Below are 19,786 nucleotides of genomic sequence, written 5' to 3' on the forward strand. Positions count from 1 at the left end.
CAATCCGTTCGATAAACGAACACTCAGTCGATTATCGGATTGTTTGGCGAATTTCCCGAGCTTAATCTTCAGTGACTCCGGCGCTGAACCTCGCGCCTTTTTATCACTGGCGATTCCTTACAAGAACAGGAGCCCGCTCCATGGCTGAGATCCTTTCGCTGCACGACGCGGTGAAGCAATTCGTCAACGACGGCGACACCGTCGCCCTCGAAGGCTTCACGCACCTGATCCCTACGGCAGCGGGTCATGAAATCATTCGTCAAGGCAAGAAAGATCTGACGCTGGTGCGGATGACGCCTGACCTGATCTACGACCAACTGATCGGCGCCGGTTGCGCGCGCAAACTGATTTTCTCCTGGGGCGGTAACCCGGGCGTGGGCTCGCTGCACCGCTTGCGTGACGCGGTCGAGAAACAATGGCCGCACGCGCTGGAAATCGAAGAGCACAGCCACGCCGACCTCGCCAACGCTTACGTCGCCGGCGCGTCCGGCCTGCCGTTCGCGGTGCTGCGTGCCTACGCCGGCTCCGACCTGCCGAAGGTCAATCCGCTGATCAAAACCGTGACCTGCCCGTTCACCGGCGAAGTGTTGGCGGCAGTGCCATCGGTGCGTCCTGACGTTACCGTGATTCACGCGCAGAAAGCCGACCGCAAGGGCAACGTGTTGCTCTGGGGCATTCTCGGTGTGCAGAAAGAAGCCGCGCTGGCCGCCAAGCGTTGCATCGTCACCGTAGAAGAAATCGTCGACGACCTCAATGCACCGATGAACGCTTGCGTACTGCCGACCTGGGCCTTGAGTGCGGTCTGCCATGTGCCAGGTGGCGCGCATCCGTCCTACGCCCACGGTTACACCGAGCGTGATAATCGTTTCTATCAGGCGTGGGACCCGATCGCTCGCGACCGTGAGACGTTTACCGCGTGGATCAACGAATACATCCATGGCTGCGCTGACTTCAGCGAATTCCAGGCCAAATTGGCCGCTGCTTCGGAGGCCAAGTAATGACTTACACCACCAATGAAATGATGACCGTCGCTGCGGCCCGGCGCCTGAAGAACGGCTCGGTATGTTTCGTCGGTATCGGCCTGCCGTCGAAAGCCGCCAACCTCGCGCGCCTGACTTCATCGCCAGACGTGGTATTGATCTACGAATCCGGCCCGATTGGCGCCAAGCCGAGCGTGCTGCCACTGTCCATCGGTGACGGCGAGTTGGCCGAGACCGCCGACACGGTGGTACCGACCGGTGAGATTTTTCGCTACTGGCTGCAAGGCGGGCGCATCGACGTCGGTTTCCTCGGCGCCGCGCAGGTCGACCGTTTCGGCAACATCAACACCACCGTGGTCGGCGACTACCACGCGCCGAAAGTGCGCCTGCCGGGTGCCGGTGGCGCGCCGGAGATTGCCGGTTCGGCGAAAAGCGTGTTGATCATCCTTAAACAGTCGGCGCGGTCGTTTGTCGACAAACTCGATTTCATCACCTCCGTCGGTCACGGCGAGGGCGGTGATTCGCGTAAACGCCTGGGTCTGCCGGGCGCCGGGCCGGTGGGGATCATCACCGACCTGTGCATCATGGAACCGGAGGAGGGCACTCACGAGTTCGTGGTTACCGCGTTGCATCCGGGCGTGACCCGCGAGCAAGTGGTCGCCGCCACCGGTTGGGCGATTCGTTTTGCCGACTCTGTTGAAACCACCGCTGAGCCGACCGAAGTCGAGCTGACGGCGCTGCGTGATCTTGAAGCGCGCACCGCTGCCGCCCATGGTCAGGCGCCGGGAGAAGCATGATGCGTGACGTGTATATCTGCGACGCGATTCGCACCCCCATCGGCCGCTTCGGTGGCGCATTGTCTGCCGTGCGCGCCGACGACCTGGCCGCCGTGCCGATCAAGGCCCTGATGGAGCGCAATCCTTCGGTGGACTGGAATGCCGTCGATGAAGTGTTCCTCGGCTGCGCCAACCAGGCCGGCGAAGACAACCGCAACGTCGCGCGCATGGCATTGCTGCTCGCCGGTCTGCCGGACAGCGTGCCCGGCGTCACGCTCAACCGCCTCTGCGCTTCGGGCATGGATGCGATCGGCACCGCATTCCGTGCGATTGCCAGCGGCGAGATGGAGCTGGCGATTGCCGGCGGCGTCGAGTCGATGTCCCGCGCACCGTTCGTGATGGGCAAGGCCGACGCGGCGTTCTCGCGCAACATGAAACTGGAAGACACCACCATCGGCTGGCGTTTCATCAACCCGCTGATGAAGGCGCAGTACGGCGTCGATGCCATGCCGCAGACTGCTGACAACGTTGCCGACGACTACAAAGTCTCGCGCGAAGATCAGGACGCCTTTGCTCTGCGCAGTCAGCAACGTACCGCCGCCGCGCAGGCTGCCGGTTACTTCGCTGAAGAAATCGTCGAAGTGCGCATCGCCCACAAAAAGGGCGAAACCGTGGTCAGCCAGGACGAACATCCGCGCGCCGACACCACGATCCAGGCACTGGCCAAGCTGAAACCGGTCAACGGCGCTGACAAAACCGTTACTGCCGGCAATGCCTCCGGGGTCAACGATGGTGCTGCTGCGCTGATTCTGGCGTCAGCCGAAGCGGTGAAAAAACACGGCCTCACCGCTCGCGCAAAAGTGCTCGGCATGGCTAGCGCCGGTGTCGCACCTCGGGTGATGGGCATCGGCCCGGTGCCAGCGGTGCGCAAACTCACCGAGCGCCTTGGCGTAGCGGTCAGCGATTTCGACGTGATCGAACTCAACGAAGCGTTTGCCAGCCAGGGTCTGGCGGTACTGCGTGAACTGGGGCTGGCGGATGACGCGCCGCAGGTCAACCCGAATGGCGGCGCGATCGCTCTCGGTCACCCGTTGGGCATGAGCGGTGCGCGGCTGGTGTTGACCGCGTTGCATCATCTGGAAAAGACCGCTGGCAAGAAAGGTCTGGCGACCATGTGCGTCGGTGTCGGCCAGGGTCTGGCCTTGGCCATCGAACGCGTCTGACGCGCTGCGGCACTTACAAGAACTGAGGAAAGCGAAATGACTGACAAGCCTGGTTACCGTCGCCCACAGGCAGGCACTCAGCCTGAATACCTGCACCCGACGTATCAATCCACCAACCTGCGCTCGCCGTCCAAGCCTTTGGTGTACCTGCCCCATTCACTCTCGGAAATCACCGGGCCGACCATCGGTGCCGAGCATGTTGCCGAGAAGGATAATGACCTGACCGCGCAGCACGACGGCGAGCCGTTGGGCGAGCGCATCATCATTCACGGCCGTGTGCTCGACGAGGACGGTCTGCCGGTACCGGGGATTCTGGTGGAGATCTGGCAGGCCAACGCCGCCGGCCGCTACAACCATGCCCGCGACCTGCACGACGCGCCGCTGGACCCGAACTTCACCGGCACCGGCCGCACCGTCACCGATGCCGATGGCTGGTATCAGTTCCAGACCATCAAGCCCGGCGCCTATCCGTGGGGCAACCACCACAACGCCTGGCGCCCGGCGCACATCCACTTTTCCCTGTTCGGGCCGAGCATCCTCACCCGACTGGTCACGCAAATGTACTTCCCCGGCGACCCGTTGCTGGCGTATGACCCGATCTACAACTGCGTGCCGGACACTTCGGCCAAGGAACGCCTGATCGCTGCTTTCGATCTGGAAAAAACCATTCCGTCCTACGCCCTCGGTTACCGCTGGGACATCGTGCTGCGCGGCCGTGAAGCCACGCCGATGGAGAAATAAGATGACGCTCTATGCGACCACGTCCCACACCGTCGGGCCGTATTACCACATCGGCCTGACCTGGCTGAACCGCGAAACCCTGGCCAACGAGCTGACCCTTGGCGAGCGCGTGGCAATCACCGGCCAGGTGGTGGACGGCAACGGCGATGTCGTCAACGACGCCATGCTCGAAGTCTGGCAGGCCAACGCCGCCGGCAAGTACGACCACCCGGAAGATCAGCAGGACAAACCGCTCGACCCGAATTTCGAAGGCTTCGGCCGGGTGCCGGTGGATGCCGAAGGGCGGTTTCGTTTCACCACGATCAAACCGGGGACCGTGCAAGGCTTGAAGGGCTCGACCCAGGCGCCGCATCTGGTGGTGCTGGTGTTTGCTCGCGGTCTGGTCAAGCACTTGCTGACGCGGATTTATTTTGAAGGCGAACCGGCGAACGTTGCTGATCCGTTGCTCGAGTGTGTGCCGGCGGAGCGTCGTCAGACGTTGCTGGCCAAGGCGGATGCGTCGGGTGTGTACCAGTGGAATGTCGTTCTGCAGGGCACCGATGCCGAGACGGTATTCTTCGATTATTAAGATCAAAAGATCGCAGCCTCCGGCAGCTCCTACACGGTGTACTCCATCCCAATGTAGGAGCTGCCGAAGGCTGCGATCTTTTGATGTTTCGCCTTGTGGAACGGGACTGTTGCAAAGTATGTCTAGACTGTGACTGTCCCTATCGAGTGAAAAAACAATGACAACCACCACCTCCCACTACACCGGCGAAGAGCGCAGCAAGCGCATCTTCGCCATCGTCGGCGCTTCGTCCGGCAACCTCGTCGAATGGTTCGACTTCTACGTCTACGCCTTCTGCGCGATCTATTTCGCCCCGGCGTTTTTCCCCTCCGATAACCCGACTGTGCAACTGGTCAACACCGCTGGCGTGTTCGCTGCCGGGTTCCTGATGCGCCCGATTGGTGGCTGGATCTTTGGCCGCGTCGCTGACAAGCACGGGCGCAAGAACTCGATGCTCATCTCGATTCTGATGATGTGCTTCGGCTCGCTGTTGATTGCCTGTTTGCCGACCTACAAGGACATCGGCGTCTGGGCGCCACTGCTGTTGCTGTTCGCGCGTCTGCTGCAAGGTCTGTCGGTGGGCGGCGAATACGGCACCACCGCGACCTACATGAGCGAAGTCGCGCTCAAGGGCCAGCGCGGTTTCTTCGCCTCGTTCCAGTACGTGACGCTGATCGGCGGACAGCTGCTGGCGGTGTCGCTGGTGGTGGTGCTGCAACAGTTCCTCACAGAAGAAGATCTGCGTGCCTACGGCTGGCGCATTCCGTTTGTGGTCGGTGCGGTGGCGGCGCTGATTTCGCTGTTCCTGCGTCGATCGCTGAAGGAAACCACCAACGAGCAAACCCGCGCGCACAAAGACGCCGGTAGCATCACCGCACTGTTCCGCGATCACAAAGCGGCGTTCATCACCGTGCTCGGCTACACCGCTGGCGGCTCGCTGATTTTCTACACCTTCACCACCTACATGCAGAAATACCTGGTGAACACCGCCGGCATGCACGCCAAGACTGCCAGCTACATCATGACCGGCGCGCTGTTCCTGTATATGTGCATGCAGCCGTTGTTCGGCATGCTCGCCGACAAGATCGGCCGGCGTAACTCGATGCTCTGGTTCGGCGCCCTCGGCACGCTGTTCACCGTGCCGATTCTGCTCAGCCTGAAAAGCATCAGCAGCCCGTTCCTCGCGTTCGTGTTGATCACCCTGGCGCTGGCGATTGTGAGCTTCTACACCTCGATCAGCGGTCTGGTGAAAGCCGAGATGTTCCCGCCGGAAGTCCGCGCCCTCGGTGTCGGCCTGGCCTACGCGGTGGCCAACGCGATCTTCGGCGGTTCGGCGGAATTTGTTGCCCTGAGCCTCAAGGCCGGCGGCATGGAAAACGCCTTCTACTGGTACGTCACGGCGATGATGGCGGTGGCCTTCCTGTTCAGTCTGCGTTTGCCCAAGCAGGCGAAGTATCTGCACCACGATCTGTAAACCCATGTGCGCGGGCTGCGAGGCCCGCGCCGGCAAGGACTGTTTATGACTCAGCGACCGGGCAATCAATTGTTCGATGCCTACTTCACCGCCCGCGATATGCGCGAAGTGTTCTGCGATCAGGGCCGGGTGCAGGCGATGCTCGATTTCGAAGCGGCGCTGGCCCGGGCCGAAGCGCGGGTCGGGCTGATTCCTTCATCGGCCGTGGCACCGATTGCCGCAGCGTGCGACGCGGGCCTGTATGACTTCGCGGCGCTGGGCGAGGCGATTGCCACGGCCGGCAATTCGGCGATTCCACTGGTCAAGGCGTTGGGCAAGCAGATCGCCTCGACCGACGCCGAAGCCGAGCGCTATGTGCATCTGGGCGCGACCAGTCAGGACGTGATGGATTCCGGACTGGTCGTGCAATTGCGCCAGGCGCTGGCGCTGATCGAAAACCAACTGGCACAACTGGCCGACTCGCTCGCCACTCAGGCACAACGTTTCGCCACCACGCCACTGGCCGGGCGCACCTGGCTGCAACACGCGACGCCAGTGACGCTGGGCATGAAGATCGCCGGTTGGCTGGGCGCTGTGACGCGCAGCCGCCAGCGTCTGCGAGAACTCAAGCCACGGCTGCTGGTGCTGCAATTCGGTGGCGCGTCGGGCACGCTCGCGGCGCTGGGCGAGCAGGCGTTGCCGATTGCTCAAGCGCTGGCCGAGGAACTGCAACTGAGCCTGCCCGAGCAACCGTGGCACACCCAGCGCGATCGCATTGTCGAGTTCGGCGCTGTGTTGGGCCTGATCGCCGGCAGCCTCGGCAAATTCGGCCGCGACATTAGCCTGTTGATGCAGACCGAAGCAGCGGAGGTTTTCGAGCCTGCGGCACCGGGCAAGGGCGGCTCGTCGACCATGCCGCACAAACGCAACCCGGTCGGCGCGGCGGTGCTGATCGGCGCGGCAACGCGGGTGCCGGGGCTGGTGTCGACACTGTTTAGCGCCATGCCCCAGGAACACGAGCGCAGCCTCGGTTTGTGGCACGCCGAATGGGAAACCCTGCCGGAGATCTGCTGCCTGGTGTCCGGTTCGCTGCAACAGGCGCGCTTGCTGGCCGACGGTCTGGAAGTCGACGCGGCGCGCATGGCCCGCAACCTCGAACTGACCCAAGGCCTGGTGCTGGCCGAAGCGGTGAGCATCGTCCTCGCCCAACGCGTCGGTCGCGACACCGCGCATCATCTGCTCGAGCAGTGCTGCAAACGCGCGGTGGCCGAGCAACGCCATTTGCGTGCGGTGCTGGCTGACGAGCCGCAAGTCACCGCCGAACTCAGTGGCGCGGAACTCGATGATCTTCTGAACCCCGCGCATTACCTTGGTCAGGCGCAAGTCTGGGTCGAGCGCGCGGTGGCCGATCACAACGCTTTGACTGTCTGAAGGAGAGAGCTGTGGCTTTCGTTCAACTCGCCGATGGCGAACTGCACTATGAAATAGAAGGCCCGGCCGATGCGTCGGTGCTGGTGCTGTCCAACTCGCTGGGCACCGACCTGCACATGTGGGACGCGCAGATGCCGGCGTTCACCGAGCACTTTCGCGTGCTGCGTTTCGACACGCGCGGCCATGGGCAATCGCTGGTTACCGAAGGGCCGTACAGCATCGAACAACTCGGTCGCGACGTGCTCGGTCTGCTCGATGCGCTGCACATCGAGCGCGCGCATTTTTGCGGACTGTCGATGGGCGGGCTGATCGGACAGTGGCTGGGGATCAATGCCGGGCAGCGTCTGCACAAACTGATCGTCTGCAACACAGCGGCGAAGATCGGTGATCCGTCGGTGTGGAATCCACGCATCGAAACCGTATTGCGCGACGGCCCGGCGGCGATGGTCGCGCTGCGTGATGCCTCGATCGCGCGCTGGTTCACCCCGGATTTTTCGGCGGCGCACCCGGACGCGGCGAAGAAGATTACCGACATGCTCGCCGCGACCAATCCACAAGGCTATGCGGCCAACTGCGCAGCCGTGCGCGATGCCGATTTCCGTGACCAACTGGCTTCGATCAACGTGCCGTTGCTGGTGATTGCCGGCAGCGAAGATGCGGTAACGCCGCCGTCCGGCGGGCACTTCATTCGCGACCATGTGCGCGGCGCCGAGTACGCCGAGTTCCATGCGGCGCATTTGTCCAACGTGCAGGCTGGCGCCGATTTCAGTGATCGGGTGCTGACGTTTCTGCAGGCTCAGTGAGGAAGAATTTGTGGACGAGAAACAACGTTACGACGAAGGCATGCAAGTGCGCCGCGCGGTGCTGGGCGATGCCCACGTCGATCGCAGTCTGACCACGCTGACCGAGTTCAACTCGGAATTCCAAGAGATGATCACCCGCCACGCCTGGGGCGACATCTGGACCCGCCCGGGTCTGCCTCGGCACACCCGCAGCCTGATCACCATCGCCATGCTGATCGGCATGAACCGCGAGGGCGAACTGAAACTGCACCTGCGCGCGGCGGCCAACAACGGCGTGAGCCGTGGCGAGATCAAGGAAGTGATCATGCAGAGCGCAATCTACTGCGGCATCCCGGCGGCGAATGCGACGTTTCATCTGGCGGAATCGGTGTGGGATGAATTGGGTATCGAATCCCGCGATTGATGTTGCCTGAGCCATCGCCTTCGCGAGCAGGCTCGCTGCCACCTTGGAATGTATTCCTGTGTAGGAGCAGCCGAAGGCTGCGATCTTTTGATCTTGTTTTTAAAAAATCAAAATCAAAAGATCGCAGCCTTCGGCAGCTCCTACACGTAATCGGTGGTTACAGGAGGCTGATCGGGTAGCTGACGATCAAGCGGTTCTCATCAAACTCGTTATTGCTGAAATCCCGGCGCATGGTCGAGTTGCGCCATCTGACGTTCAAATCCTTCAACGTGCCGCTCTGCACCGTGTAACCGAGTTCCGATTCGCGACCCCATTCCTTGCCGTCGGTGATCGTCCCGGTGTGCACGTTGTCGCCGCTGATGTAGCGGTTCATCAGGGTCAGGCCAGGGATGCCCATGGCGGCGAAGTTGTAGTCGTGGCGCAACTGCCACGAGCGTTCCTGAGCGTTGTCATAACTGGCGTTGTAGCTGTCGTTGGCCAGAGTCCCGCCACTGGTGCCGTTGACGCGCATCCAGGCGCTGTCGCCGGTGAGTTTCTGCAGGCCGACGTAGAACGTGTTGCCGCCGTACTTGGCCGAAAACATGCCGTACCAGGTCTTGTTGTCCAGATCGCCGGCACGCGCGCTGCCATCTTCCTTGCCATAGAAAAAACCGAGGTTGGCGCCCAGCGTCCAGTCGCCGAGCGGCTGGCTGTGCAGCACGTTGAGGTACTGCTGGCTGTAGATGTCCTTGAGCTGCGCGTTCCACAGGCCGATCTGCGTGCGCTTGTCGTTGAACAGGTATTCGCCGCCCTGGAAGTTGAAACGATCCGAGGTGAACGCGGCTTTGCCGGTCATCGACATGTCGCTCATGCTGCTGTCATCGCGCGGGCTGTTGGCGCGGAACTGGCCGCCATAGAGGGTCAGGCCAGCGATTTCCTTCGAAGTGATCTGGCCGCCACGGAAGGTCTGCGGCAGCGAACGCCCGTCGTCCGAACGCAGAATCGGCAGCACCGGCATCCACTCACCGACCTTGACTTCGGTCTGCGAAAGTCTGGCCTTGAACGCGACGTTGGTGCGACCGAAGTTGTCCGCCGGGCGACCGTCATGGTCCAGCGGCAACAACTGCGTACCGCCCGTGCCCTTACCGCCATCGAGCTTGACCGAATACAGCCCGAGCACGTCCATGCCGAAACCGACGGTGCCTTGGGTGAAGCCGGATTTCGCGTCGAGGATGAAACTCTGCGTCCACTCTTCAGCCTTGCCCTGGGCCTTGGTCGGATTGGTGAAATTGCGGTTGATGTAAAAGTTGCGCAGGTTGAGGTTGACCTTGGCGCCTTCAACGAAGCCACCTTCTTCGGCGCTGGCTGGCAGGGCCAGACCGGCGACGGCCAGGGCGATCACACCGGGCAATGCGTAGGGCACAGGGAAAACTGTCATGACTGGGTCTCTCTTGTTTTTGTAAGGCGAACGGCTGCGCTGTCGCGGCGGGTGCGGCGCAGGCGGGAAGTGCAGGTTTGAGATGGAACGGTGGCGGTCAGCCGGGGGGAGCAGGGCGCTGGAGCATGGTGTCGAACCTTGTTGTTATTGGTTTTCTGAGGCGAATGGTGCGGGGCGCAATGGTTGGATTCAATTGGTCGTAGCGGGTTTTGGGCGGTTATCGAACGCTAGATGTAGCTGCGTTTTGTGATGAAGATTGAACATGTACGCGAGCAGGTCGGATCCGTTTAATGGGGGAGGATTGCTTGGAAAAAGCTGATGAAAACTTACCATTCTTGAATAATAAAGGAAGGTCTGTCCACTGTCAGACCTGACAGTGTACTAGGTTTTGTTTTGCGGCTAGTGTTTCATCGGAAGTTTAATAAATCTCAAGTGAAAGAGGTGTTTAAGATGAAGCATGAAATTGAGCTTTCTACGGCTGATATTCTGCCGAAAAGAGATTTTGTCGCCGGGACCAGTTCGGGGGAAGTTGAACTCGAAGTCACAAGAGCCGGGCTTGTTTCAGGATTAAAAACTAACTGGGTTATTTTTGGTTGTTCTGAGAATGACCAATATATTAAAGGGAGTATTCAGGCGTTGTTTGGAGAGGACACAGGACAGAACGTTCCGTCGGTTTTTATTACTATGCGTGGACTTGGAGTCGGTAAGTACCCGATTCAATCCTCGGGTGAGTTTAAGGCGATATATGGCTTCGGCCGTCCAAATGGTATTGGAGGAGACGCGTTTGGCGAGGGAGAGTTTGTAGTAGATGAGTTCTTTTACTCGCCGACTTCTAAGTCGATCCGAGGTTCATTTGATTTTCATTATATTGATCGTTATGGTCTTGCAGTTAATGTTAAAGGCGTGGCTTTTTGGGCGAAAAATGTTGGATGAACAAACTTTTTGAAGGTGAGTGCGTGCCGCGCGTGCTTATATTTTTTGCGAAAAAACTGGCAGTTAAAAAGCCCACCAATTGGTAGTCAATGGTGGGCTTTTCATTTCGAACGATGATCAGAACAACTTCATCTTCGGCGCTTCTTCTTTCAGAGCTTCGTTCTGCGCGGTCTGCGCATTCCATCCACCGCCCAGTGCCTTGTACAGGTTGGCCGCGCTGTTCAGCTGCGCGAGGCGGTCGGTGATCAGTGCCTGTTGCGCGCTGAACAGCTGACGCTGAGCAGGTCGTCGGCCAGCGGTTTGGCCGCTTGCAGATTGGCCGGAATACCGGTGCCAAGCAGCAGGGTCAGACTGTTTTCGTCTCTTTTCGGGCTGACAGGCAGCAAGTTTCATACGGGAGCTTCGTTATGTTCAACTATGCGATCCATATAAATAATCATGTTCTCAAGATTGGAATCTGCGAGAAATTTTTTTTTACTAAGGGTTGGTGATCTCTGCGCGCTATTAAATCACCTTTATAATTTATCTTTGAGCAGATTACACCTGTCAGGTTTGACAGTATGCAGCTTTTCAGCTGTGTAATAGTCTGGTGATGCAGGTCTGCTTTCTTAACGTATTGGAGAGTCAAGATGAACAGCGAAATAGTAAAAGGTTTTTTTAGTCTGGAAGTTTATAAAGGCGGAAGCGTTTCCACTTTGGAAACCAACGAAGTAAGCATTAGCCATCAAGAGTCCAGTGATCTTTGGTTTGTCGGCGCTCATTTCGGAGAGCCGGGTGTTAAAGGTCCGATAATTGCACTTTCTTTTATGAAGTCACATAAGGCGGGGGAGTATGAGATAGCACCGGGCCCTAGCGAAACTGTCACCAGTGCTTCTATGGGAGAAGGAACAATTGGAGGGGGCGGGTTCCACGAACAAGGAACAGGAGAGATGACGCTGAATGAGATTACCAGTGTTGAACCAAATCTTTTTTTGTGTCGGGAAATTGCTGGTTTGAATTCAAAGAATACGGCAGTCCTGGTAAAACCAGGGTCGTGGTTAAAGAGTTCAGCGCAAAAATCATCGAGAAGTAGTTTGATGCCAAAAGAAGCCCACCAATTGGTGGGCTTTCAGCCGATGATCAGAACAACTTCATCTTCGGCGCTTCTTCTTTCAGCGGTTCGTTCTGCGCAGTTTGCGCATTCCATCCACCGCCCAGTGCCTTGTACAGGTTGACCGCGCTGTTCAGCTGCGCGAGGCGGTCGGTGATCAGTGCCTGTTGCGCGCTGAACAGCTGACGCTGGGCATCGAGGAAGGTCAGGTTGCTGTCGACGCCGATGCGGTAGCGACGTTCGGCCAGGCGGTAGTAATCCTGGTTGGCCTGAACGAAGTCACGCTGCGCTTGCAACTGCTCGGTGTAGGTCTGGCGGGCAGCGAGGCCGTCGGCGACTTCCTGGAAGGCTGTTTGAATGGACTTCTCGTAGTTCGCCACGCCAATGTCTTTCTGGATCTTGGCGTAGTCGAGGCTGGCGCGCAGGCTGCCGGCATTGAAGATCGGCAGGTTGATCTGCGGCTGGAACAGCCACGTCCCCGAACCGCCCTTGAACAAGCCGGACAGATCCGGGCTCAGGCTGCCCGCGTTGGCGGTCAGGCTGATGCTCGGGAAAAACGCTGCACGGGCCGCGCCGATGTTGGCGTTGGCCGCCTTCAGGTTGTACTCGGCCTGCAGAATGTCCGGACGACGTTGCAGCAGATCCGAAGGCAGACCGGCGGGCACGTCGCTGAGCAGGTCGTCGGCCAGCGGTTTGGCCGCTTGCAGATTGGCCGGAATACCGGTGCCAAGCAGCAGGGTCAGACTGTTTTCGTCCTGCGCGACCTGGCGGGTGTAACGCGCCAGTTGTGCCCGGGCGTTTTCCACGGAAGTGCGCGACTGCGCCAGGTCCAGCGCCGAAGCCACACCGACTTCGTTGCTGCGGCTGGTCAGTTTGTAGCTTTCTTCGAAGGCACCGAGGGTGTCCTGAGTTAGCTTGAGCAGTTCCTTGTCCGCTTGCCAGGTCAGGTAGGCATTGGCGACGTTGGCCACCAGACTGATCTGTGTGCTGCGGCGTGCTTCTTCGGTAGCGAAGTACTGTTGCAACGCTTGCTCGCTCAGGCTGCGCACCCGACCGAACAGGTCGAGTTCGTAGGCGCTGACGCCGACGGTCGCCGAGTAGGAGCTGGTGATCCCCGACTCGCCAGTCTGCGAGGCACGGGCCGGAACCCGCTGACGGCTGCCGGCGGCGTTGGCCGACACCGCCGGGAACAGATCGGCGCGCTGGATGCGGTATTGCGCTGCATAAGCGTCGATGTTCAGCGCCGCGACCCGCAGGTCGCGGTTGTTTTCCAGGGCGACCTGGATCAGCTGTTGCAGGGCAGGATCATGGAAAAACTGCTTCCAGCCCTGTTCGGCAGCGGCTTGCGCCGGAGCCTGGGCCGGCGAATATGCCGGCCCCTGCGGGTACTGGCCTGCGACCGGAGCCTCAGGCTGCTGATAGTCAGGTATCAACGAGCAACCGCTCAGCACGAAGGCGGCGACTGCGATGGAGAGTAGCGACTTGCTCATTGGCCAGCCTCTTTAGGAGTTTCAGTAGTCTCATCCGCGTCGGTCTTTTTGCGCTGACCGATCGACGACACAGTAACGAAGAACAGTGGGACCCAGAAGATCGCCAGGATCGTGGCCGTGAGCATACCGCCAATCACGCCGGTACCGATCGCATGTTGACTGCCTGAACCGGCGCCGGTGGAGATCGCCAGCGGTACCACACCGAGGACGAAGGCCAGCGAGGTCATGATGATCGGGCGCAGACGCATGCGGCAGGCTTCGATTGCCGCTTCACGCAGGGTGCGTCCCTGTTCATGCAGTTCCTTGGCGAATTCGACGATCAGAATGGCGTTTTTAGCCGCCAGACCGATGGTCGTCAACAGGCCTACCTGGAAGTACACGTCGTTGGACAGACCGCGCAGACTGGTCGCCATCAGTGCACCGATGATCCCCAGCGGTACCACGAGCATGACCGCGATCGGAATCGACCAGCTTTCATACAGCGCCGCCAGACACAGGAACACCATCAGCAGCGACAGGGCGTACAGCGCTGGCGCTTGCGAGCCAGAAAGACGCTCCTCGTAGGACAGACCGGTCCAGGAGATACCGACACCGGACGGCAGTTTCTTGGCAATCGCTTCGACTTCGGCCATCGCTTCACCGGTGGAGTAGCCAGGCGCCGGAGCCCCGAGGACCTCGACCGCTTCCACACCGTTGTAGCGCGCCAGTTTCGGCGAACCGTAGACCCACTCGCCTTTGGCAAATGCCGAGAACGGAACCATGGTGCCTTCGGCGTTACGCACGTACCACTTCTTCAGGTCTTCCGGGCTCATGCGCGAGTCCGGCTGGCCCTGCACGTAGACTTTCTTCACCCGACCACGGTCGATGAAGTCGTTGACGTAGCTACTGCCCAGCGCGATCGACAGGGTGTTGTTGATGTCGCTGATGGTGATGCCGAGGGCACTGGCCTTCTCGTCATCGATTTCCAGCTGGAACTGCGGCTCATCGTTCAGGCCGTTCGGACGCACCTGGGTCAGCACCTTGCTTTGCGCCGCCATGCCGAGGAACTGGTTACGCGCTTCCATCAGTTTTTCGTGACCGATGCCGGCACGGTCCTGCAGGAACACGTCGAAACCGGTGGCGTTACCCAATTCCAGAACCGCTGGCGGGGCGAAGGCGAATACCATCGCGTCGCGGAAGCTGAAGAAGTGTTGCTGGGCACGCGCAGCGAGGTTGAACACGCTGTTGTCGGCGTTACGTTCGCCCCACGGCTTGAGCATGATGAACGCCATACCCGAGCTCTGCCCACGGCCAGCGAAGTTGAAACCGGTCACGGTGAACACCGAAGCCACCGCGTCCGCCTCACCGCCGTCCTTGTTCGGACGCAGCAGGTACTCACGCATTTCATCCACGACCACTTGCGTACGCTGGGCACTGGAACCGGCCGGGGTCTGCACCTGGGCGAACAGAACGCCCTGGTCTTCTTCCGGGAGGAACGCGGTCGGGATGCGGGTGAACAGCCAGATCATGCCCACGACGATCAGCAGATACGCCAGCAGGTACGGCGCCTTGCGGGTCAGCATGTTGCCGACGCCGCGCTCGTAGCTGCGTACGCCACGGTCGAAGTTACGGTTGAACCAGCCGAAGAAACCTTTCTTCGGGGTACCGTGCTCGCCTTTCGGAATCGGCTTGAGCATGGTCGCGCACAGCGCCGGGGTGAAGATCAGGGCAACCAGTACCGACAGGGCCATGGCCGACACGATGGTGATCGAGAATTGCTTGTAGATCACACCGGTGGAGCCACTGAAGAACGCCATCGGCAGCAGTACCGCCGAGAGCACGAGGGCGATACCGACCAGTGCACCCTGGATCTGGCCCATGGATTTCTTCGTCGCTTCCTTCGGTGACAAGCCTTCTTCGCTCATCACCCGCTCGACGTTTTCCACCACGACGATGGCGTCGTCCACCAGCAGACCGATGGCCAGCACCATGCCGAACATGGTCAGGGTGTTGATGCTGAAGCCGGCGGCGGCGAGGATGCCGAACGTACCGAGCAGTACCACCGGCACGGTCATCGTGGTGATGACGGTGGCGCGGAAGTTCTGCAGGAACAGGAACATCACCAGGAACACCAGCGCGATCGCTTCGACCAGGGTGTGCACCACGCCTTTGATCGACTCGGTCACCACTGGGGTGGTGTCATACGGGAACACCACTTCCATGCCTTGCGGGAAGAACGGCTTGAGGCTGTCGATGGTGTTGCGCAGCGCTTTGGCGGTATCGAGGGCGTTGGCGCCGTTGGCCAGTTTCACTGCCAGACCGGACGCCGGGCTGCCGTTGAACTGGGCGCTGATCGCGTAGTTCTCACCGCCGAGGCCGACTTCAGCCACGTCTTTGAGGCGCACCTGCGAACCGTCCTTGTTGACCTTGAGGAGGATTTCCTTGAACTGCTCGGCGGTCTGCAGACGGGTCTTGCCGATGATTGTCGCGTTCAGTTGCTGGCCCTGGACGGCAGGCAGGCCACCGAGCTGACCGGACGACACCTGGACGTTCTGCGCAGCAATGGCGTTTTTCACGTCGACCGGGGTCAGGTTGAAGTTGTTCAACTTGGCCGGGTCAAGCCAGATACGCATCGCGTACTGCGCACCGAAGACCTGGAAGTCACCGACACCGGCGGTCCGCGAGATCGGGTCCTGCATGTTCGACACGATGTAGTTGGACAGGTCGTCCTTGGTCATGCTGCCGTCACGCGACACCACGCCGATCACCAGCAGGAAGTTCTTCACTGCCTTGGTCACGCGGATACCCTGTTGCTGCACTTCCTGCGGCAGCAGCGGGGTGGCCAGGTTCAGCTTGTTCTGGACCTGGACCTGCGCGGTGTCGGAGTTGGTGCCTTGCTCGAAGGTCGCGGTGATGGTCATGCTGCCGTCGGAGTTACTTTCCGACGACACATAACGCAGGTTGTCGATACCGTTGAGCTGTTGCTCGATGACCTGAACCACGGTGTCCTGCACGGTTTGTGCGGAGGCACCTGGGTAGGTCACCTGGATCGCAATGGCCGGTGGCGCAATGCTCGGGTATTGGTTGATCGGCAATTTCAGGATCGAAAGTGCCCCGACCAGCATGATCACCAGGGCGATTACCCAGGCGAAAATCGGACGGTCGATGAAGAATTTTGACATGGGTTACTCCCCTTTGCCGCCGGCGGCTTTGTCAGCTGCCTGTGCGGGGGCCGGGTTCTTGGTGCCGACGTTAGTCGCTTCGGTCGCTTTGACCTCGACGCCCGGTTTGACGTACTGCAGCCCTTCGGTGATCAGACGATCGCCGGCTTTCAGGCCGTCTTCGATCAGCCATTGGCTACCGACGGTGCGGCTGGCCTTGAGCTGACGCAGCTCGACTTTGTTGTCGGCGCCGACCACCAGTGCGGTCGGGGTGCCTTTGAGGTCGCGGGTCACGCCTTGCTGCGGTGCGAGAATTGCTGCGCTGTTGACGCCGGCCTGCAGCTGGGCGTGGACGAACATGCCTGGCAGCAGGGTGTGATCGGGGTTCGGGAACACCGCGCGCAGGGTCACCGAGCCAGTGGTCTGGTCAACCGAGACTTCGGAGAATTCCAGCTTGCCGTCGAGCTTGTACTGGCTGCCGTCTTCCAGGGTCAGCTTGACCGCTGCGGCGTTGTCGCCAGCCTTCTGCAGACGGCCGCTTTCCAGTTCACGGCGCAGTTCCAGCAGTTCCACCGACGACTGGGTGACGTCGACGTAGATCGGGTCGAGCTGCTGAATCACGGCCATCGCATCGGCCTGACCATTGCTGACCAGAGCGCCTTCGGTGACCGAAGAACGGCCAATACGGCCTGAGATCGGCGCGTAGACCTTGGTGTAACGCACGTTGATCTGCGCAGTCTGCAGCGACGCTTCCGATTGCAGACGGTTGGCCAGCGCGGTGTCGTATTCCTGACGGCTCACCGCTTGCTCATCAACCAGTTGCTTGTAGCGGTCGGAGATCGACTTGGTCGAACGCAGGTTGGCTTCGGCGCTTTTCAAGGTCGCTTCGTAGACCGACGGATCGATCTGATACAGCTGCTGGCCGGCTTTGACGTCGGCGCCTTCCTTGAACAGACGCTTGAGGATGATGCCGTTGACCTGCGGGCGAACTTCAGCGATGCGGAACGCACTGGTGCGACCCGGCAGCTCGGAGGTGAGGGTAAAGGCTTGTGGTTGCAGGGTGACGACGCCGACCTGAGGAGGCGGAGCGGCAGGGGCCGCTTCTTCCTTTTTACATCCGCTGAGCAGCGATGCCAGGGCGACGGCAGTGACCAGAGCGGTAACAGCTGGCTTGAATTGCATGAAGATCCTCGGGTCAGGCGCGCAAGAAGCGCACAAGAAGTGTGAAAGAGTAAAAATCGGGCACCGGGTGGATAAGTAGCTTGCTAAGTAATATACTTACGTTCATGGTTGTTTGTAAACACCTGCGCCGCGTACCCACCCTGATACAAAAGTCGTCGCAAGGTTTGAAATTGTAGGCCGGGGAGCCGATTCACGAGAGATCGCCCCCTCTTTATTCAGCGGATATTCAGCCATCCCTGAAACATCCTGTTTGAGGTTTTACTGCCATGGTCCGTCGTACCAAAGAGGAAGCTCAGGAAACCCGCAGCCAGATCCTGGAAGCGGCCGAGAAAGCCTTCTATGAAAGGGGGGTTGCCCGCACCACCCTGGCGGACATCGCGACCCTCGCCGGCGTGACGCGTGGCGCCATCTACTGGCATTTCAGCAACAAGGCTGATCTGGTCCAGGCGATGCTCGACAGCCTGCACGAACCGCTGGATGAACTGGCCAAGGCCAGCGAAAGCGAGGACGAACCTGACCCGCTGGGCTGCATGCGGCAGTTGCTGATTCATTTGTTTCATCAAGTTGCACTGGACCCGAAAACCCGGCGCATCAACGAAATTCTGTTTCATAAGTGCGAGTTCACCGATGAAATGTGCGATCTGCGCCAGCAGCGCCGGACGGCCAGTCTAGATTGCAACCTGCGCATCGGACTGACCTTGCGTAACGCAGTGAACCGCGGCCAGTTGCCGGAAGATCTCGACACTGCCCGTGCGGCGATCAGCATTCATGCCTACATTGACGGCCTGCTGTACGGCTGGCTGCTGGCCCCGGACAGCTTCGAACTGCACGCCGAGGCTGAACGCTGGGTCGACACCGGGCTGGACATGCTGCGCCTGAGCCCGAGCCTGCGCAAATGAAACAAAATGCGCAATTGCCTGGTGAGATGTCAATCAGCCCTCATGGCTGATCATCGCGGCGGAGAGTTTAAACGTAGCCAGTCGCGGATTTTGTAGGGAAATTGTGTCGCTGTTGTTAAACGGTGTTTGCTTGCGCTTGTCCTGCGCCAATAGCAAAAAGCCCCTGACTCTCACGAGTCAGGGGCTTTCTTGTTTCTGCGCTACAGCGTGATTACAAGGTCGGATAGTCGATGTAACCCACCGGACCCTTGCCGTAGAACGTCTCCGGATGCGGCTCGTTCAACGGCGCATCAGCCTGCAAACGTGCCGGCAGATCCGGGTTGGCAATGAACGGCACGCCGAACGCTACGGCGTCTGCCTTACCGCTGGCCAGCCATTCGTTGGCACTTTCCTTGGTGAATTTCTCGTTGGCAATGTACGGGCCACCGAAGGCTTCTTTCAATTGCGGGCCAAGGCTGTCGGCACCTTCTTTTTCACGCGAGCAGATGAACGCGATGCCACGCTTGCCCAGCTCACGGGCGACGTAGGTGAAGGTTTCGGCGAGGTTGTCATCGCCCATGTCGTGGGAATCGGCACGCGGTGCCAGGTGCACACCGACGCGACCAGCGCCCCAGACTTCGATTGCGGCATCGGTCACTTCCAGCAGCAGGCGCGCACGGTTTTCCAGCGAGCCACCGTACTGATCAGTGCGCTGGTTGGTGCTGCTTTGCAGGAACTGGTCGAGCAGGTAACCGTTGGCGCCGTGGATTTCCACGCCGTCGAAACCGGCGGCTTTGGCGTTCTCGGCACCGGTGCGGTAGGCGTCGACGATGTCGGCGATTTCAGCGGTTTCCAGAGCGCGCGGCGTTGGGTAGTCGGCCAGTGGGCGCACCAGGCTGACGTGGCCCTTTGGCTGGATGGCGCTTGGCGCGACCGGTGCTTCACCGTTCAGGTACGAAGGGTGAGAAATGCGGCCAACGTGCCACAGTTGCAGGAAGATCTTGCCGCCAGCGCCGTGAATCGCCTTGGTTACGTTGGCCCAGCCACGCACTTGATCGTTGGACCAGATGCCCGGGGTGTCCGGGTAGCCGACGCCCATCGGCGTTACCGAAGTGGCTTCGCTGAGGATCAGGCCGGCCGAGGCGCGTTGTACGTAGTACTCGGCCATCAGCGCGTTCGGCACACGGCCTTCGTCGGCGCGGCAGCGAGTCAGCGGAGCCATGATGATGCGGTTGTTCAGCTCGATGTCGCCGAGTTTGATCGGGTCGAAAATAGTCGCCATGTCTAAAAGCCTCTCTT

General features: G+C 60.1%; 17 protein-coding genes and 1 pseudogene. 12 read left to right on the forward strand and 6 right to left on the reverse strand.

Going from position 1 to position 19,786, the window contains the following annotated elements:
• Positions 1 to 140: 140 nt before the first annotated feature.
• The 9 genes from AB4N53_RS25980 to pcaC all read left to right on the forward strand — a co-directional run bounded on the left by AB4N53_RS25980 (position 141) and on the right by pcaC (position 8,357).
• Positions 141 to 998 carry a CoA transferase subunit A gene (locus AB4N53_RS25980; RefSeq protein WP_024011937.1) on the forward strand — a complete coding sequence of 286 codons (858 nt, stop codon included), beginning with the start codon at positions 141 to 143 and terminating at the stop codon, positions 996 to 998.
• A complete protein-coding gene (locus tag AB4N53_RS25985) occupies positions 998 to 1,777 on the forward strand; it encodes a CoA-transferase subunit beta (RefSeq protein ID WP_016771341.1) in 780 nt (259 codons plus the stop codon). The genes AB4N53_RS25980 and AB4N53_RS25985 overlap by 1 nt, the downstream gene beginning before the upstream one ends.
• Positions 1,774 to 2,979, forward strand: coding sequence for a 3-oxoadipyl-CoA thiolase (pcaF, locus tag AB4N53_RS25990; protein WP_460124721.1), 1,206 nt, complete (start codon positions 1,774 to 1,776; stop codon positions 2,977 to 2,979). The genes AB4N53_RS25985 and pcaF overlap by 4 nt, the downstream gene beginning before the upstream one ends.
• A 36-nt stretch (positions 2,980 to 3,015) precedes the next feature.
• Complete coding sequence (gene pcaH, locus AB4N53_RS25995; protein WP_460124724.1) at positions 3,016 to 3,720, forward strand: protocatechuate 3,4-dioxygenase subunit beta; 705 nt, start codon at positions 3,016 to 3,018, stop codon at positions 3,718 to 3,720.
• 1 nt (position 3,721) lies between these two features.
• Entirely contained in the window at positions 3,722 to 4,288 is a 567-nt protein-coding gene (gene pcaG / locus AB4N53_RS26000; protein WP_460124727.1) for a protocatechuate 3,4-dioxygenase subunit alpha, read from the forward strand.
• 157 nt (positions 4,289 to 4,445) lie between these two features.
• Positions 4,446 to 5,741, forward strand: coding sequence for an MFS family transporter (locus AB4N53_RS26005; protein WP_460124730.1), 1,296 nt, complete (start codon positions 4,446 to 4,448; stop codon positions 5,739 to 5,741).
• Positions 5,742 to 5,786: 45 nt separating this feature from the next.
• Positions 5,787 to 7,151, forward strand: a complete 1,365-nt coding sequence (locus tag AB4N53_RS26010; RefSeq protein WP_460124733.1) for a 3-carboxy-cis,cis-muconate cycloisomerase — start codon at positions 5,787 to 5,789, stop codon at positions 7,149 to 7,151.
• Positions 7,152 to 7,162: 11 nt separating this feature from the next.
• Entirely contained in the window at positions 7,163 to 7,954 is a 792-nt protein-coding gene (gene pcaD / locus AB4N53_RS26015; protein WP_460124736.1) for a 3-oxoadipate enol-lactonase, read from the forward strand.
• Positions 7,955 to 7,964: 10 nt separating this feature from the next.
• Positions 7,965 to 8,357 (forward strand): 4-carboxymuconolactone decarboxylase, encoded by a 393-nt coding sequence (gene pcaC, locus AB4N53_RS26020; RefSeq protein ID WP_460124739.1) that lies wholly within the window; start codon positions 7,965 to 7,967, stop codon positions 8,355 to 8,357.
• A 157-nt stretch (positions 8,358 to 8,514) separates the two neighbouring features.
• Here the strand turns inward: pcaC and AB4N53_RS26025 are convergent, their stop codons facing one another.
• Positions 8,515 to 9,774, reverse strand: a complete 1,260-nt coding sequence (locus AB4N53_RS26025) for an OprD family porin (RefSeq protein WP_252875722.1) — start codon at positions 9,772 to 9,774, stop codon at positions 8,515 to 8,517.
• Positions 9,775 to 10,224: 450 nt separating this feature from the next.
• Here AB4N53_RS26025 and AB4N53_RS26030 point away from each other — a divergent pair, with 450 nt between their 5' ends.
• The gene (locus AB4N53_RS26030; RefSeq protein WP_460124742.1) at positions 10,225 to 10,707 is read left to right on the forward strand and encodes a hypothetical protein; all 483 of its coding nucleotides are present in this window, start codon (positions 10,225 to 10,227) and stop codon (positions 10,705 to 10,707) included.
• 117 nt (positions 10,708 to 10,824) lie between these two features.
• Here the strand turns inward: AB4N53_RS26030 and AB4N53_RS26035 are convergent.
• Positions 10,825 to 10,989: pseudogene (locus AB4N53_RS26035) on the reverse strand (multidrug transporter); the annotation flags it as partial.
• Positions 10,990 to 11,336: 347 nt separating this feature from the next.
• On the opposite strand from AB4N53_RS26035, the gene AB4N53_RS26040 reads away from it, so the two are divergent.
• Positions 11,337 to 11,921, forward strand: coding sequence for a hypothetical protein (locus AB4N53_RS26040; protein WP_460124745.1), 585 nt, complete (start codon positions 11,337 to 11,339; stop codon positions 11,919 to 11,921).
• Here the strand turns inward: AB4N53_RS26040 and emhC are convergent.
• Genes emhC through emhA form a run of 3 tightly spaced genes read right to left on the reverse strand, consistent with a single transcriptional unit; the run spans position 11,827 to position 17,609 of the window.
• Complete coding sequence (gene emhC / locus AB4N53_RS26045; protein WP_460124748.1) at positions 11,827 to 13,287, reverse strand: efflux RND transporter outer membrane subunit EmhC; 1,461 nt, start codon at positions 13,285 to 13,287, stop codon at positions 11,827 to 11,829. The two genes, AB4N53_RS26040 and emhC, sit on opposite strands and share 95 nt — an antisense overlap.
• Positions 13,284 to 16,448 carry an efflux RND transporter permease subunit EmhB gene (emhB, locus tag AB4N53_RS26050; RefSeq protein ID WP_039762672.1) on the reverse strand — a complete coding sequence of 1,055 codons (3,165 nt, stop codon included), beginning with the start codon at positions 16,446 to 16,448 and terminating at the stop codon, positions 13,284 to 13,286. The genes emhC and emhB overlap by 4 nt, the downstream gene beginning before the upstream one ends.
• A 3-nt stretch (positions 16,449 to 16,451) precedes the next feature.
• Positions 16,452 to 17,609 carry an efflux RND transporter periplasmic adaptor subunit EmhA gene (gene emhA / locus AB4N53_RS26055; protein ID WP_039762673.1) on the reverse strand — a complete coding sequence of 386 codons (1,158 nt, stop codon included), beginning with the start codon at positions 17,607 to 17,609 and terminating at the stop codon, positions 16,452 to 16,454.
• Between the two features lie 266 nt (positions 17,610 to 17,875).
• Between emhA and emhR the strand changes: the two genes are divergently transcribed.
• Complete coding sequence (emhR, locus tag AB4N53_RS26060; protein WP_016771330.1) at positions 17,876 to 18,508, forward strand: efflux system transcriptional repressor EmhR; 633 nt, start codon at positions 17,876 to 17,878, stop codon at positions 18,506 to 18,508.
• Between the two features lie 211 nt (positions 18,509 to 18,719).
• Here the strand turns inward: emhR and AB4N53_RS26065 are convergent, their stop codons facing one another.
• On the reverse strand, positions 18,720 to 19,769 hold the full coding sequence (locus AB4N53_RS26065) for an alkene reductase (protein ID WP_016771329.1): 1,050 nt from the start codon (positions 19,767 to 19,769) through the stop codon (positions 18,720 to 18,722).
• Between the last annotated feature and the right edge of the window lie 17 nt (positions 19,770 to 19,786).

The organism is Pseudomonas sp. H3_E04, assembly GCF_054668915.1.

Coding starts and splice junctions, on each gene's coding strand:
- AB4N53_RS25980 (WP_024011937.1), top strand. CDS start 141: ATGGCTGAGATCCTTTCGCTGCACGACGCGGTGAAGCAATTCGTCAAC.
- AB4N53_RS26030 (WP_460124742.1), top strand. CDS start 10,225: ATGAAGCATGAAATTGAGCTTTCTACGGCTGATATTCTGCCGAAAAGA.
- AB4N53_RS26025 (WP_252875722.1), bottom strand. CDS start 9,774: ATGACAGTTTTCCCTGTGCCCTACGCATTGCCCGGTGTGATCGCCCTG.
- emhR (WP_016771330.1), top strand. CDS start 17,876: ATGGTCCGTCGTACCAAAGAGGAAGCTCAGGAAACCCGCAGCCAGATC.
- AB4N53_RS26010 (WP_460124733.1), top strand. CDS start 5,787: ATGACTCAGCGACCGGGCAATCAATTGTTCGATGCCTACTTCACCGCC.
- pcaF (WP_460124721.1), top strand. CDS start 1,774: ATGATGCGTGACGTGTATATCTGCGACGCGATTCGCACCCCCATCGGC.
- AB4N53_RS26040 (WP_460124745.1), top strand. CDS start 11,337: ATGAACAGCGAAATAGTAAAAGGTTTTTTTAGTCTGGAAGTTTATAAA.
- AB4N53_RS26005 (WP_460124730.1), top strand. CDS start 4,446: ATGACAACCACCACCTCCCACTACACCGGCGAAGAGCGCAGCAAGCGC.
- pcaG (WP_460124727.1), top strand. CDS start 3,722: ATGACGCTCTATGCGACCACGTCCCACACCGTCGGGCCGTATTACCAC.
- AB4N53_RS25985 (WP_016771341.1), top strand. CDS start 998: ATGACTTACACCACCAATGAAATGATGACCGTCGCTGCGGCCCGGCGC.
- emhB (WP_039762672.1), bottom strand. CDS start 16,448: ATGTCAAAATTCTTCATCGACCGTCCGATTTTCGCCTGGGTAATCGCC.
- pcaH (WP_460124724.1), top strand. CDS start 3,016: ATGACTGACAAGCCTGGTTACCGTCGCCCACAGGCAGGCACTCAGCCT.
- AB4N53_RS26065 (WP_016771329.1), bottom strand. CDS start 19,769: ATGGCGACTATTTTCGACCCGATCAAACTCGGCGACATCGAGCTGAAC.
- emhC (WP_460124748.1), bottom strand. CDS start 13,287: ATGAGCAAGTCGCTACTCTCCATCGCAGTCGCCGCCTTCGTGCTGAGC.
- emhA (WP_039762673.1), bottom strand. CDS start 17,609: ATGCAATTCAAGCCAGCTGTTACCGCTCTGGTCACTGCCGTCGCCCTG.